Source organism: Allobosea massiliensis, from assembly GCF_042655245.1.
In the GTDB taxonomy this organism is placed as follows: Bacteria; Pseudomonadota; Alphaproteobacteria; order Rhizobiales; family Beijerinckiaceae; genus Allobosea; species Allobosea massiliensis.
In genome coordinates, this window is the sequence record NZ_JBHSLU010000127.1 from 1 (window position 1) to 14,163 (window position 14,163).

Sequence of the window (14,163 nt, forward strand, 5' to 3'; positions counted from 1 at the left end):
GGGGATCTCTCGGTTCAGGGTTGGCGTTCACAACCCAAACCTAACCGGCAATCGCCGGTGACCACCGTCAGCTACACCACGCTATGGGACACGACCTGTCTTCTCGACAACCGCTCGCCATTCCTGCCCTGCGAACCGCTGCCTGCTCATCTGAGCAAGGATCGTCGTGCGCGGCCGCTGGAGTGGCAAGCCATCAGGGCCGCGCTGCAGCGTGGCCGGTGCTGGGAAGCATCAGTCGGAGAATTCAGTTCTGCAAGCCGTAAGAACCCTCGCCGGTCCCCGTCTATATGTTTTCTATGCCCTCGTCCGACGGCGCCGCACGCAAAAACGCGTGAAAACAGAACGAGTTGCGGCCAAGACACACAGGGCGGCATTCGCGCATTGAACCGACCTGAATCAAAGATTCAAGCGGGTCTCCGTCTTTACCGCTAGCGACCGCGTCCATAGCGTCAGGGCGAATTGACGTTGCCCCTCTGAGATAATCCAGTTTGAACTTCGTTCTGGCCCATTGCGAGGACCAGAACATGAGGCGCAGCCGCTTCACGGAAGAGCAGATCATCGGGATCCTGAAGGAGCACGAGGCCGGAATCCCGGTCTCGGACCTGTGCCGCAAGCACGGGGTCAGCGACGCGAGCATCTACAAGTGGAAGGCCCGTTTCGGCGGGATGGACGTATCCGAGGCCAAGCGGCTGAAGGCGCTCGAGGACGAGAATGCCAAGTTGAAGCGCAGGTTGGCCGACGCGATGCTGGACAACGTCGCGTTGAAGGATCTCTTGGGAAAGAAGTGGTGACGCCCGCTGCCGAGCGGAGAGCTGTCGCCCACCTCATGGGCACCCATGGGATGAGCGAACGGCGGGCGTGTAAAGCCACCGGCTTTTGCCGCATGACCGTGAGATACAAACCCACACGCGAGGATGACGCCTCGCTGCGCGAGCGCATGAAGGCCATCGCCCGGGAACGGCGACGGTTCGGTTACAGGCGCCTGCATGTGCTGCTCCGGCGCGAAGGCTTCGAGGTCAACCACAAGCGGCTATTCCGGCTCAACCGCGAGGAGCGCCTGACGGTCCGCCGCCGGGGTGGCGCAAGCGGGCGATCGGGACACGGGCGCCGATGATGATCCCGATGCGACCGAACGAGCGCTTCGCTCGACTTCGTGGCCGACCAGATGACGGACGGCAGGTGCTTTTCGGATCTTGGCGATCGTCGACGACTGCACCCGCGAGTGCCTGGCACTGGTAGCGGACACCTCGCTATCGGGTGTGAGGGTTGCGCGCGTACTCGACAGGCTGCTGGCAGAGCGCGGCAGGCCCAAGATGATCGTGAGCGACAATGGCAGCGAGCTGACCTCCAACGCCATCCTGGCCTGGGCTGACGCGGCAAGGATCGAGTGGCACTACATCGCGCCCGGCAAGCCGATGCAGAATGGCTTCATCGAAAGCTTCAACGGCCGCCTGCGGGATGAGCTGTTGAACGAGACACTGTTCTCCAGCCTGGCCCAGGCCAGAGCCGCGCTCTTGCGGTGGCAACTCGACTACAACACTACAAGGCCACACTCGAAGCTCGGTTGGCAGACGCCCATCGACTTCGCGGCCACGTTCCAGCCGCGGCGGGATCAAACGCTACGCTACGTGAATAGCTCCGCGTCTGCCCCCGCCGCTCAACCCGCCCGAGAGGGCCAAACCAACCGCCGGAACGAACTCAAGGCTGGATAGAAACTGGGGGCAACGTCAGAATTCATCATCGGCCGCGCGTCCAAGTCAGAGCCTCGAGGATCAGATCATGACGAACTTATTCCCCCGCCTTTCCGCCTGCCTTCTCGGGGCCGCGCTCGCGCTCACGGTTCTTGTGCCTGTTTCCGCCCATGCCGGGACCTACGATCTCGTGCTCGAGCGCCGCACGGTGAACGTCACGGGACGCGAGCGCGTCGGAATGCTCATCAATGGCCAGCTTCCCGGGCCCACGCTGCGGTTCAAGGAGGGCGAGGAGGTGGTGATCAACGTCACCAACCGCCTCGAAGAGAATGCCTCGATCCACTGGCACGGCCTGATCGTGCCGGCCGAGATGGACGGCGTGCCCGGCATCTCGCCGGGATTCGGCAACGGCATTAAGCCGGGCGAGACGTTCACCTACCGTTATAAAATCCGGCAGGCGGGAACGTATTGGTACCACAGCCATTCCTCCGGCGAGCAGGAGCAGCTCGGGATTTACGGCCCCCTGATCATCGAGCCCCGCGAGCGCGAGCCGTTCAAGCATGACCGCGATTACGTGATCATGCTCTCGGACTGGACCGACGAGGACCCGAAGCGGATCATCAAGAACCTGAAAAGCGAAAGCGGCTGGTACAACCGCAACCAGCGCACCCTCGTGAGCCTGTTCCAGGAGCTCGGCAAAGCTCCGAACGCCGAGGCACGGGAGGCCGTCATCAGGAGCCACGTCGCCTGGAGGGTGATGCGCATGGACCCGACCGACATCGCGGATGTCGGTGGTCTCCACTACCTGGTGAACGGCCTTACACCGGAGCGCAACTTCACGGCCCTCTTCAAGCCCGGCGAGCGGATCCGGCTGCGCTTCATCAACGCTTCCGCGATGACCTATTTCGACGTGCGCATCCCGGGGCTGAAGATGACGGTCGTTCAGGCAGACGGCCAGAACGTCCAGCCGGTGCCGATCGACGAGTTCCGTTTCGGGAACGCCGAGACTTACGACGTGATCGTGCAGCCGACGGAGGATCGGGCCTACACCATCGTGGCCGAGCCCCTGGACCGCACCGGCTTCGCCCGCGCCACCTTGGCGACACGGCCCGGGATGGTGGGCGAACTGCCGCCCCATCGCGTCCGCCCGCTCACGCAGATGTCCGAAATGCTCATGAACCCGGGCCCCAAAGGTGGCGACCGGGGGACGCCCCAGCCCGAGCAGGACATGCCCGGCCATGTGCAGCCCGAGAGCCCCCTCGCGATGGCGATCGGCGGGATGGGCGACATGAACATGGGCGGCATGGGTGGTATGGGCGGCCAGCAAGGCGGGCACGGCGGTATGGCCGGCATGCAGGCCGGATCAATGCCTCAGGGCGGCATGTCGGGCATGGGCCAGGGCCGTGCGGGGCAGGGCGGCAGGAGCGCCACGGCGAGGAAGCCGGCCGGTTCTCCTGCGATGCCGGGAATGGACCACGGCGCCATGCCGGGGATGAGCCAGGGGCGTCAGGCTCGAACGACGGCCGGGGCGCAGAGGCAGGGCATGAACCATGGCGCGATGCAGGGCGGAAGCGGTGGCTCCATGCCGGGTATGGATCACGGCGGCATGCCGGGCATGGGATCGGGCGCCTCGCCCGGCCAGAACCAAGGGATGTTCGCGGCCCTGAACGGGGGACTGCAGCAAGGACCGCAGGCCAAGGTGCTCCAGGGGGGCGAGGACATGCCGAACGAAGGTCCGACGCTTGAGAACGCCATGCCCGATCCCCTCGTGAACCGGACGGGCGCGCCGCCCGGCGCCAAGGTGCTGTCCTACCGCGATCTCAAGGCGATCAAGCCTTATCCCTACAAGCCCTACGACCGCATCATCGAGATGCGTCTGACCGGCAACATGCAGCGCTACATCTGGTCGATCAACGGCCGCAAGTTCAGCGAGGCGCAGCCGATCGTGCTGCGCTACGGCGAGCGGGCCCGCTTCCGCTTGTCTGCCGTCAGCGCTCTTGAGACAGTTTAGGGGTTTTCGGGAAGGGAGGATTTCTGGATCATCGCAGCCATTCAGGAGCGCAGATGAGACAGAAATCCGGGCCGGAGAAAGCACCGGTAGAGCAGGTCGTGAAGGATATTCGCCGAGCGACGCGTCGGCAGTTCTCGGCCGAAGAGAAGATCCGCATCGTGCTGGAAGGCGTGCGCGGCGAGGAGAGCATCGCCGAGCTGTGCCGGCGCGAGGGGATTGCCTCGTCGATGTATTACGGCTGGTCGAAGGAGTTCCTCGACGCCGGCAAGCGCCGTCTCGCCGGTGACACGGCTCGCGCCGCGACGTCAGACGAGGTGAAGGAGCTGCGCCGCGAGGCGCAGGCGCTGAAGGAGGCCGTGGCCGATCTCACCCTGGAAAACCGCCTGCTTAAAAAACGTATGGCTCGCCCCGCCTGCAAGGGATTTCTTTCCGGCTCTTCAGTCTGCGCCAACGTATCCGGTCTCGAGGTCGTGCCTCGGCCAAGATGGAGCTTTCGCGCGTACCGATCCTCATAAAGCCGTCGGCGTCTAACGCCATTTTTTTGATCAGGATCACGGCACGCCGTTCGACTGTCAGGCCATCTTTCCAATCCACTCACAGACAACGCTGGCCTGAAGGACGCTCCCCTAAGGCCGAACTCTGATCATCCAGCCGATGGCATCGCCTCCACCTGGAAGGGGCGCCCGCTTCTCAACACGGCCCAGATGATCCTGGCCATCTTCGCCGCGAGCGCGACCACGGCGGTGTTGATATGCGTTCGCGCGAGCAATCCCCGCAGCCATTCGCCGAGCAACGTCCGCCCCTTCGCCAGGGACGGCAATGCCGCTCGCGCGCCGTGGATCAGCATCCTGCGAAGGTAGCCGTTGCCGCGCTTGCTGATCCCGAGAAGCTTAGGTCTGCCGCCGGTCGTCATCTGGCGAGGTACCAGGCCGAGCCAGGCGGCAAGATCCCGGCCCCGGCCAAACGTCTCCGCCCTTCCCACCGAGGCGACGAAGGCGGTCGCATTCAACGGGCCGACCCCCGGGATCGTCGCCAGGAGCTTCGTTGCGGCATCCTCGCGCGCGATCGCAACGAACTCGGCATCGAAGGCGCCGATCCGCTCGTCAAGGGCGCGCCACTGGGCCCGCATGTCCTCGACGAGCTGTCTGATCCGACGGCTGATCGCCACCTCGCCAGCAAGGAGTTGATCCAGTCGAAGTTCGAGCTTGCGCCGTCCCTTCGCCATCACGATCCCGCGCACCTTGGACAAGCTCGGCATCCCGCGCGCCACGTTCTATCGCTGGTACGATCGCTATCTCACCGGCGGGGTCGAGGCGCTCGCAGATCATCGCTCGCGGCCAGATCGTGTCTGGAACCGCATCCCCGCCCCGATCCGGGCCGAGATCATCGACCTGGCGCTGCGCGAGACGGAGCTGAGCCCACGCGAGCTGGCGGTGCGCTTCACCGACGAAAAGCGCTACTTCGTCTCGGAAGCATCGGTGTATCGGCTGCTGAAAGCGCATAATCTGATCACCAGCCCGGCTTATATCGTCATCAAGGCGGCGCCCGAGTTCAAGGACAAGACGACGGCGCCCAACCAGCTCTGGCAGACCGACTTCACCTACCTGAAGATCACGGGCTGGGGCTGGTATTATCTCTCGACCGTGCTCGACGACTTCTCCCGCTTCATCGTCGCCTGGAAGCTCTGCGCCACGATGCGCACTGACGACGTCACCGCCACGCTCGATCTGGCGTTGGCGGCATCGGGGCTCGACCAGATCACGGTCGCACATCAGCCGAGACTGTTGAGCGATAACGGCGCCTCATACATCTCAGCCGACCTCGCCACCTGGCTCGACGGCAAGGGCATAAAACACGTTCGCGGCGCGCCCTATCATCCCCAGACGCAGGGCAAGATCGAGCGCTGGCACCAGACCCTGAAGAACCGCATCCTGCTGGAAAACTACTATCTGCCCGGCGATCTCGAACGGCAGGTCGCCGCCTTCGTCGAGCATTACAACCATGCCCGATACCACGAGAGCCTCGGCAACCTAACGCCCGCCGATGTCTACTTCAGCCGCGGGCAAGCCATCCTCACCGAACGCGAAAGGATCAAGCACCAGACCATCCAGGAGAGACGCTTGCAGCATCAGCTGCAGGCCGCATAACCTCAAACCCAGATGAGCCAGAACCTCCGTTCCTGAGACGCCGAAACAGTCTCAAATCATCTGACGACGGACACAAGATCGGCTTAAATTATATCGATATTTCAAATACATAAGTGTTCGCAGTTTTATCCTGAATGGCGCGCCATTATCTCCCAGTCTGTTGACCGTGATATGATCCGGTCCGGCCTGGCTCTCCGGTCAGCCGGACGCACAAACTTCCCAGTCCATGTCTTCCGCTGTGCTGTCTGTCGTCTCAGGCGGCTGGCGGCTCGTCGCCGATGCGGCCGTGCCGGACATGGACATGGGAGCCCGTGCCGCCGCCCCAGAGCTGGCCGAGTTGGGCGACGATATGCCCGCCGAAGGCCTCGTACGGAATACGGATCGATGTGAGCCAGGGCGCCAGCCAGGCATTGATCGCGTTGCCGTCGACCCCCACCATCCGGCAGTCGCCGGGCACCGCGACACCGGCCTCCCTCGCGAGGCGATAGGCGCCGTAGGCGATCAGGTCGCTGACGCAGAACAGGCCCTGCGGCCAGCCGCCCTCCGCGACCAGCGCCCGCGCGGCGGCATAGCCGATTTCGATATGGTTCAGCCCCTGGGCACTGGCGCGGCGGATCTCCTGCGGCGCGAGCCCGCGCTGCTCGAGCCGGGCGATGAAACCGGCCGCGCGCTCGCCGGTGCTGGAGGCGTTCTGCGCCGCCATCAGCACGGCCGGGCGCGCGACGCCACGATCGAGCAGATGGTCGGCGGCCTCCGCCCCCGCGGCGCGGTCGTCGATGCCGACGAAGGCGCCGCCGCCGAGCGGGCTGCGACGGGCGACGAAGACCATGGGGTCGCCGCGCCGCAGCGTGGCCTCGAGGCCCCGGCTCGCGACGGCGCTGACCATGACATAGCCCGCGACGAACTGGCTGCGCATGGCGGCGAGATATTCGTCCTGCAGCTCCGCCCGGTCATGGGTGTCGCAGAGGATGGTGACGTAGCCGGCGTCGCGCAGCGCGGCCTCGGTCGAGACCGCGATCGCCGCCATGGCCGGGTTGTCGAGATTGGGCGCGAGCAGGGCGACGACGCGGCTCGCCCGCTGCTTCAGCGCGCGGCCTACGGGGTTGGGGCGATAGCCGAGCCTCGCCACCGCCTGTTCGACGCGGGCCACCGTCTCGGCCGAGGCGCGGCCGCGCTTGCCGTTGACGATGCGTGAGACCGTCGCGACCGAGACGCCCGCCGCGCGGGCGACGGTGGCGAGCGAGGCGAGGGGCGTTTCGGCGCGGGCGGGTCTGGTCGTCATGGGTCCGTGGCAGGGACGCCGGTTCGGGCGGCGTCTTGAATCCATCATGCAGATTTCTCGCGTTGACAAGCAAGGCAAACGTTTGCCTTAATTTGGGCAGAGCGCCCGAGAGGCGCCGCCAACGATCAGGGATGGACGCACATGCAGAGCAAACACTGGTTGTCCGCGCTCGCGCTCGGCGCGAGCCTCATCGCCGGCGCCGCCCAGGCGCAGACCACGGTGCGCATCGCCTGGTATTCCGACGGCAATGAGGGCGAGGTCGTTTCCGACCTGCTGAAGCGCTTCGAGGCGCAGAACAAGGACATCAAGGTCGTCCTCGACCAGGTGCCCTACAAGGCGATCACCGAGAACCTGCCCGTCCAGCTCGCCTCCGGCCAGGGTCCCGACATCGCCCGCGTTGTCGATCTCGGCGGCATCGCCCGTTATGCGCTGGATCTGCGGCCCTATCTCAAGGACGCCGCCTACTGGGACAAGAATTTCGGGCCGTTCCTGCCCTGGATGCGGCCGGCCGGCGACGACAAGGCCATCACCGGCTTCATGACGCAGCTCACCGTCACCGGGCCGCTCGTCAACAAGACGCTGTTCGAGCAGGCCGGCATCGCCATGCCCGGCGCCAAGGCGAGCTGGGACGACTGGGCCAAGGCCGCCAAGGCGGTCGCGACCAAGGTGCAGGCGCCGTTCCCGATCGCGATGGATCGCTCCGGCCACCGCTTCTTCGGTCTCGCCATCTCCGAGGGCGCGCAGGTCTTCGACGCCAAGGGCGAGCCGGCGGTGATCGACGACGGCTTCAAGCGCGCGGCGCAGCGCGTGCTCGACTGGCACAAGGACGGCGTCATGGCCAAGGAGCTCTGGGGCTCGGTCTCCGGCGCGGCCTATCGCGGCGCCAATGACGAATTCAAGAACGCCCAGGTCGTGATGTATGTCTCGGGCTCCTGGCAGATCGCGCAGTTCGACAAGACCGTCGGCAACGCCTTCGACTGGGTGGCGGCGCCCTCGCCCTGCGGCGCGGCCGCCTGCACCGGCATGCCGGGCGGCGCCGGCCTCGTCGCGATCAAGGCGACGAAGAGCCCCGAGGCCGTCGCCAAGGTGATGGAGTATCTCGCCAGCGAGCCCGTCCTGAGCGAGTTCTATGCCCGCTCGCTGTTCGTGCCGGGCCATCTCGGCATTGCCGCCAAGGGCCTCGACTACAAGGACGCCAGCGCCCAGGCCAAGGCCGCGCTGAAGGTCTTCTCCGACCAGGTCGCGAACCTCTCGCCCGTCGCCTACAAGCTGCAGGGCTACGTCAACAACCGCATCATCTTCAATGCGGCGATCAGCCGGGTGGGCCAGGCGATCTCGGGCGAGACCAGCCTCGACGAGGCCTATAAGCGCATCGCCTCGGACGTCGAGCAGCAGATCGCCGAGCGCAACAAGAAGTAAGCCCGCATGGCCTCCGCCGATACGGCGGCGCCTCGCGGCGCCGCACGCCTCTTCGCCGTGCCGCTGTCCCTGCTGATGCGGCTCGTCGACTGGCCGATGAGCGCGCTGCAGCGTCTCATCGGCGAGCGGCGGATGGCCTATGTCTTCCTCCTGCCGAATATCGGCTTCTTCGGCCTGTTCGTCTTCCTGCCGCTGATCATCAACGTCGTTTTCTCGGTGACCGGCGGCACGGAGCTGTTTCCCTCGCAGCGGCCCTATGTCGGGGCGCAGCAATACGCCTATCTGTTCGACTGCGGCTCCTTCCTCGATCCCGGTTCCTGCCGCGAGGACCATTTCTGGCGCGGCGTCGCCAACACGGCCCGTTTCACCGTCTTCCAGGTGACGGCGATGGTGCTGTTCTCGCTGGTGACGGCGGTGGTGCTGAACATGAAGATCAAGGCGCGCGGCTTCTTTCGCGCCGTCTATTTCTTCCCGGTTCTGCTCTCGCCCGTCGTCGTGGCGCTGACCTGGAAATGGATCCTGCAGCGCGACGGCCTCCTGAATGCGGGCATCACCTCGCTCGGCGGCGAGCGCATCCTGTTCCTGGTCGATCCGAGCTGGGCGATGTTCTGGGTCGTCTTCGTCTCGGTCTGGGCCCATATGGGCTTCTACACGCTGATCCTGCTCGCCGGTCTCCAGGCCATCCCCGCCGATCTCTACGAGGCGGCCGAGATGGACGCGACGCCGCGCTGGCGCGTGTTCTGGCGCATCACGCTGCCGCTGCTCTGGCCCAACATGATCGTCGTGATCGTGCTGGCGCTGATCAAAGGCGTGCAGACCTTCGACGAGGTCTTCGTCCTCACCGGCGGCGGGCCCGGCACCGCGACGTTGATGGTGGTCCACTACATCTACGAGACGGCCTTCTCCAACCAGGTCCAGAATTTCGGGCTGGCCGCGGCGGCCTCCGTCGTGCTCGGGGTCGTTCTCTTCGCGCTGACGTTGGCCCAGCTCGCCGCGAGCCGCCGCAGAGGTGAGGCATGAGCCTCGTGACCCGCCTCGCCACGGCGCGCCGCAAGCCCGGCCGCTGGCACTGGACCGATGTCGCGGCCTACGCCTATCTCGCGCTCGGCGTGGTGCTGATGTTCGGGCCCGTGGTCTGGCTCGCCCTGTCCTCGTTCAAGACGCAGGCCGGGCTGCTCGAATTCCCGCCCTCGCTGCTGCCGATGTCGCAGAAGGAGGTCGCGGTCCCCGGCCACCCCCAGCCGCTGCCGCTGTTCGAGGTGACGATGCCGGACGGCACGACGCGGGTGCTGGCGCAGGTGCGGCGCATCGGCATCCAGGCGCAGATGGTCGACCCCGCCAACCCGGCGGAGGTGATCCGCGTGCCGATCGACAGGCGCACGCCGGTGCGGGCGTTCAAGCTCGCGACCGAGAACTACACCGAGCCGCTCGATCGCTTCGCCTTCACGCGATTCCTGTGGAACTCCGTCTTCGTCACGGTGGTGGCGACGATCATCACGCTGATCATCAACTCGATGGCGGCCTATGCGCTGTCGATCTACGAATTCCGCGGCAAGAATACCGTGATGCTGATGGTGATCGGCACGCTGATGATTCCGATCACGATCATCCTCGTCCCGGTCTATCTGGTCATCACCGAACTCGGGCTGGTGAACTCGCTCTGGGCGGTGATCCTGCCGGGCGCGGCGACGCCGACCGGCGTCTTCCTGCTGCGGCAATACATGCTGACGCTCCCGCGCGACCTGATCGAGGCCGCGCGCATGGACAAGGCCTCCGAGTGGCAGATCTACTGGCGCATCGTCATGCCGCTGGCGATGCCGGCACTCGCCGTGCTGGCGATCTTCTCGGTGATGTGGCGCTGGAACGAGTTCCTCTGGCCGCTCGCGGTTCTGACCAAGACCGAATCCTACACGCTGCAGATCGGCCTCAACGCCTTCCAGGGCGAGCTGCAGACGCAGTGGCACTACCTGCTCGCGATGACCGTGGTGACGCTGCTGCCTGTCGCGCTGGTATTCGTCTTCCTGCAGCGGTTCATCACCACCGGCATCGCCAATACGGGAATGAAGTAGTCATGGCCGGCCTGACCCTTTCCGGCGTGCGCAAATCCTTCGGCGCCACGCATGTGCTGCACGGCATCGACCTCACCGTCAGCGACGGCGAATTCGTCGTCTTCGTCGGGCCTTCGGGCTGCGGCAAATCCACCCTGCTGCGCGTCATCGCGGGGCTGGAGGAGGTCACGGCCGGCTCCGTCATGATCGACGGCGTCGACGTCACCGGCCTGCCGGCCTCCGAGCGCGGGCTCGCCATGGTGTTCCAGTCCTATGCGCTCTACCCGCATATGAGCGTCTACAAGAACATGGCCTTCGCGCTGGAGAATATGGGCCTGCCGCGCGGCGAGATCGACCAGCGCGTGCGGCGCGCGGCGGCGATGCTGCGGCTGACCGACTATCTCGAGCGCAAGCCGCGTGCGCTCTCGGGCGGGCAGCGCCAGCGCGTCGCGATCGGCCGTGCGATCGTGCGCGACCCCAAGATCTTCCTGTTCGACGAGCCGCTCTCCAATCTCGATGCCGAGCTGCGCGTCGCGACCCGCAAGGAGCTCGCGGCGCTGCATGCCGAGATCGGCGGGACGATGATCTACGTCACCCACGACCAGGTCGAGGCGATGACGCTGGCCGACCGCATCGTCGTGCTGCAGGGCGGCCGGATCGAGCAGGTCGGCACGCCGCTCGAGCTCTACAACCGGCCGGACAACCTCTTCGTCGCGGGCTTCATCGGCTCGCCGCGGATGAACCTCCTGCCCGGTGTCGTGGCGCGGGTGGGCGTCGTTCGTCTCGGCGAACATGGCCACGAGATCGCCTGCGAAACGGGGGCGGTCCCTCCGGGCGCGGCCGCGACGCTGGGCATCCGGCCCGAGCATGTGCGGCTCGCGTCGGGCGAGGGTCTGCCGCTGTCGATCGAACTGGTCGAGCGTCTCGGCGGCGAAAGCTATCTCTATGGCGCCTCGCCCGGCCTGCCGCAGATCACCCTCAAGCTGGAGGGCCAGAGCGCCCATCAGCGCGGCGAGACCGTCCAGCTCGCGCTGCCCGCGGCCCAGATCCACCTCTTCGACGAGGCGGGCCGGGCGGTTCGCCGTTGAATCGACTGTCTTGGAAACACACCGTCACCCCGGACAAGCCGCACAGCGGCGCCGATCCGGGATCCATTCCGGAGCGCGTGCAGGTGAGGTTCCGGAATGGGTCCCGGGTCTCCCTCCGGTCGCCCGGGACGACGGCGCGGATTTAATTTCTGATTCGGAGACCATCCCATGAAAGCCCTCACGCAAGGCCGTTATCTCGGCCGCGACGGCGAAGCTGCCCTGTTCGATGTTGGCCTCGGGGCGACGCTGGCCGTCCGCATCCTGGAGGGCGATATCGGCCGCGTGACGCTGAAGCCGCGCGATGGCTACCGGCTGGACCGGGGCTGGTCGATCGCGCCCGGCGGGCTGGAGCCGCCCTATGAGGGGCGCCCGCGCGACAGCCTCGAAGGCTTCGCTTGCCCGCAGGCGAGTCTCGTCAAAAGCGATGGAAAGGTCGTGCTGTCGACGGCGGGGCTGTCGGCCGAGGTGACGCTCTCGCCCTTCGGCATCGCCTGGTTCCGCGCCGGGGAAGACAAGCCTTTCCTGCAGGACCGCACGACCCAGGCCTATCTGATGTCGCCGCGCACCGGCGCGCTCGCGCATTACATGGCGCGCGACTACACCGAGCGGCATTACGGGCTGGGCGACAAGGCCGGCCCGCTCGACCGGACGGGGCGGCGTTTCGCGATCGACGCGGTCGATCCCTGCGGCTTCGATGCCGAGCTATCCGACCCGCTCTACAAGATGCTGCCCTTCTTCATCGTCGACGGGCCTGTGGGCGCGCATGGCGTCTTCTACGACAACCTCTCGACCGGCAGCGTCGATTTCGGCTGTACGCTCGACAATTACCACGGCCTGTTCCGCTCCTGGAAAGGCGATGACGGCGATCTCGACTACTATGTGATGGCCGGGCCGATGGTGCCGGACGTGGTCAAGCGCTTCTCCTGGCTGACCGGCGGGCAGGCCTTCGCGCCGCTCTGGTCCTATGGCTTCGGCGTGACCTCGATGGCGATCGCGGATGCACCCGATGCCGATGCCCGCATCAGCGACTTCATCGGCAAGCTCGAGACGCATCGCATCCCCTGCGACTCGTTCCATTTCGGCTCGGGCTACACGCAGATCGGCCATCGCCGCTACGCCTTCAACTGGAATCGCGACAAGTTCCCGGATCCCAAGGCGACGATGACCCGGCTGAACGAGGCGGGCATCTTCACCGTCGCCAATCTCAAGCCCTGCCTGCTCGACGACCATCCGCGCCTGCAGGAGGCGCTCGCCGGCGACTTCCTCGTGCGGGACGGCGACAGTGGCGAGCCGGCCGTGGCGCAGTTCTGGGACGGGTTGGGCTTCCATCTCGACTACACCAACCCCAGGGGCCGGGCCTGGTGGCGCAACGGGATCGAGACGGCGCTGCTCGATTACGGTTTCTCCGTCGTCTGGAACGACAACAACGAATACGAGATCTGGGACGAGGACGCGCTCTGCGACGGCGACGGGCGTCCCTTCCGGCAGGCGCTGGCGCGCCCCGCCCAGGCGCTGCTGATGACCAAGCTCTCGCATGAGACCCAGGCTGCGCGGGCGCCCGGCAAGCGGCAATATGCGATCACCCGCGGCGGCTGCGCCGGCATCTCGCGCTATGCCCAGACCTGGTCCGGCGACAACGAGACCGCCTGGAAGACGCTGCGCTACAACCTGACGCAAGGCCTCAACATGAGCCTGTCGGGCATGTTCTCGATCGGCCACGACGTCGGCGGCTTCCATGGGCCCACGCCGGGGCCGGAGCTCTTCGTGCGCTTCAACGAATTCTGCGCGCTGTGGCCGCGCATGGTGATGAACTCCTGGAACGACGACGGCGTGGTCAACCTGCCCTGGATGTATCCGGAGATGGTGCCGCAGGTGCGTCAGGCGCTCGCGCTGCGTTACCGGCTGATGCCTTATCTCTACACCCAGATGTGGCGCGCCAGCCGTGACGGCATCCCGGCCGTGCGGCCGCTGCTTTGGGATTTCCCGCAGGATGCGACCGCCGTGCGGACCGACGACGCTTTCATGCTCGGGCCGGACGTGCTGGTCGCGCCGGTGCTGGAAGAAGGCGCGACGCAGCGCATCGTCTATCTGCCGGCTCATCCGGGCGGCTGGTATGATGGGCATGATGGCCGGCATTTCGCAGGCGGCAAGCTGGCGACCGTCGCGGCGCCGCTCGGACGGCTGCCGGTCTTCCTGCGGGCGGGCGCGCTGATCCCGCTGGGCGATGCCACGGGGATCAGCGCAGAGCGCGAGGTCCTGACCTGCGGGCTGGTCGAGGGCGCGACCGGCGAGCTCTACGAGGACGACGGGGAGACGGCCGACTGGCGCGGCGACGGCACGCCGACGATCCGCTTACGCGTCCGCAACGGCGAACTTGCCATCGAGACGGGATCGTCGGGCGGCGGCGCGGTTGATCGCATCGGCATCCGCTCGGTCGAGGAGGGCGGCCTGCTCTGAGCGCAGCGCCGTCCATCGCT

At 66.3% G+C, this 14,163-nt stretch carries 7 protein-coding genes and 4 pseudogenes; 9 read left to right on the forward strand and 2 right to left on the reverse strand.

Going from position 1 to position 14,163, the window contains the following annotated elements; all coding sequences use genetic code 11:
• Window positions 1-524: 524 nt before the first annotated feature.
• The 3 genes and pseudogenes from ACFPN9_RS26835 to ACFPN9_RS26845 all read left to right on the forward strand — a co-directional run.
• Window positions 525-1,712, forward strand: a pseudogene (locus ACFPN9_RS26835) (IS3 family transposase).
• 67 nt (window positions 1,713-1,779) lie between these two features.
• Window positions 1,780-3,702: a copper resistance system multicopper oxidase gene (locus ACFPN9_RS26840; RefSeq protein WP_066722755.1), complete on the forward strand. Its 1,923-nt coding sequence runs from the start codon at window positions 1,780-1,782 to the stop codon at window positions 3,700-3,702.
• Between the two features lie 53 nt (window positions 3,703-3,755).
• Window positions 3,756-4,109: pseudogene (locus ACFPN9_RS26845) on the forward strand (transposase); the annotation flags it as partial.
• Window positions 4,110-4,345: 236 nt separating this feature from the next.
• Here ACFPN9_RS26845 and ACFPN9_RS26850 read toward each other — a convergent pair.
• Window positions 4,346-4,939, reverse strand: a pseudogene (locus ACFPN9_RS26850) (IS110 family RNA-guided transposase); the annotation flags it as partial.
• Here ACFPN9_RS26850 and ACFPN9_RS26855 point away from each other — a divergent pair.
• Window positions 4,938-5,849, forward strand: a pseudogene (locus tag ACFPN9_RS26855) (IS3 family transposase); the annotation flags it as partial. The pseudogenes ACFPN9_RS26850 and ACFPN9_RS26855 overlap by 2 nt on opposite strands.
• A 253-nt stretch (window positions 5,850-6,102) precedes the next feature.
• Here ACFPN9_RS26855 and ACFPN9_RS26860 read toward each other — a convergent pair.
• Window positions 6,103-7,131 carry a LacI family DNA-binding transcriptional regulator gene (locus ACFPN9_RS26860; RefSeq protein ID WP_066716182.1) on the reverse strand — a complete coding sequence of 343 codons (1,029 nt, stop codon included), beginning with the start codon at window positions 7,129-7,131 and terminating at the stop codon, window positions 6,103-6,105.
• Window positions 7,132-7,272: 141 nt separating this feature from the next.
• Between ACFPN9_RS26860 and ACFPN9_RS26865 the strand changes: the two genes are divergently transcribed.
• The 5 genes from ACFPN9_RS26865 to ACFPN9_RS26885 all read left to right on the forward strand — a co-directional run bounded on the left by ACFPN9_RS26865 (window position 7,273) and on the right by ACFPN9_RS26885 (window position 14,143).
• The gene (locus ACFPN9_RS26865; protein ID WP_066716184.1) at window positions 7,273-8,550 is read left to right on the forward strand and encodes an ABC transporter substrate-binding protein; all 1,278 of its coding nucleotides are present in this window, start codon (window positions 7,273-7,275) and stop codon (window positions 8,548-8,550) included.
• 6 nt (window positions 8,551-8,556) lie between these two features.
• Window positions 8,557-9,570, forward strand: coding sequence for a carbohydrate ABC transporter permease (locus ACFPN9_RS26870; RefSeq protein ID WP_066716186.1), 1,014 nt, complete (start codon window positions 8,557-8,559; stop codon window positions 9,568-9,570).
• Window positions 9,567-10,619, forward strand: a complete 1,053-nt coding sequence (locus tag ACFPN9_RS26875) for a carbohydrate ABC transporter permease (RefSeq protein WP_066716188.1) — start codon at window positions 9,567-9,569, stop codon at window positions 10,617-10,619. Before ACFPN9_RS26870 ends, ACFPN9_RS26875 begins: the two co-directional genes overlap by 4 nt.
• Window positions 10,620-10,621: 2 nt before the next feature.
• Window positions 10,622-11,686, forward strand: a complete 1,065-nt coding sequence (locus ACFPN9_RS26880) for an ABC transporter ATP-binding protein (protein WP_377817929.1) — start codon at window positions 10,622-10,624, stop codon at window positions 11,684-11,686.
• Window positions 11,687-11,854: 168 nt separating this feature from the next.
• The gene (locus ACFPN9_RS26885) at window positions 11,855-14,143 is read left to right on the forward strand and encodes a glycoside hydrolase family 31 protein (protein ID WP_377817930.1); all 2,289 of its coding nucleotides are present in this window, start codon (window positions 11,855-11,857) and stop codon (window positions 14,141-14,143) included.
• Window positions 14,144-14,163: the final 20 nt, after the last annotated feature.

Excerpts from the sequence above, each read along its gene's own strand:
- ACFPN9_RS26840 (WP_066722755.1), top strand. The coding sequence starts at position 1,780 with ATGACGAACTTATTCCCCCGCCTTTCCGCCTGCCTTCTCGGGGCCGCG.
- ACFPN9_RS26860 (WP_066716182.1), bottom strand. The coding sequence starts at position 7,131 with ATGACGACCAGACCCGCCCGCGCCGAAACGCCCCTCGCCTCGCTCGCC.
- ACFPN9_RS26865 (WP_066716184.1), top strand. The coding sequence starts at position 7,273 with ATGCAGAGCAAACACTGGTTGTCCGCGCTCGCGCTCGGCGCGAGCCTC.
- ACFPN9_RS26870 (WP_066716186.1), top strand. The coding sequence starts at position 8,557 with ATGGCCTCCGCCGATACGGCGGCGCCTCGCGGCGCCGCACGCCTCTTC.
- ACFPN9_RS26875 (WP_066716188.1), top strand. The coding sequence starts at position 9,567 with ATGAGCCTCGTGACCCGCCTCGCCACGGCGCGCCGCAAGCCCGGCCGC.
- ACFPN9_RS26880 (WP_377817929.1), top strand. The coding sequence starts at position 10,622 with ATGGCCGGCCTGACCCTTTCCGGCGTGCGCAAATCCTTCGGCGCCACG.
- ACFPN9_RS26885 (WP_377817930.1), top strand. The coding sequence starts at position 11,855 with ATGAAAGCCCTCACGCAAGGCCGTTATCTCGGCCGCGACGGCGAAGCT.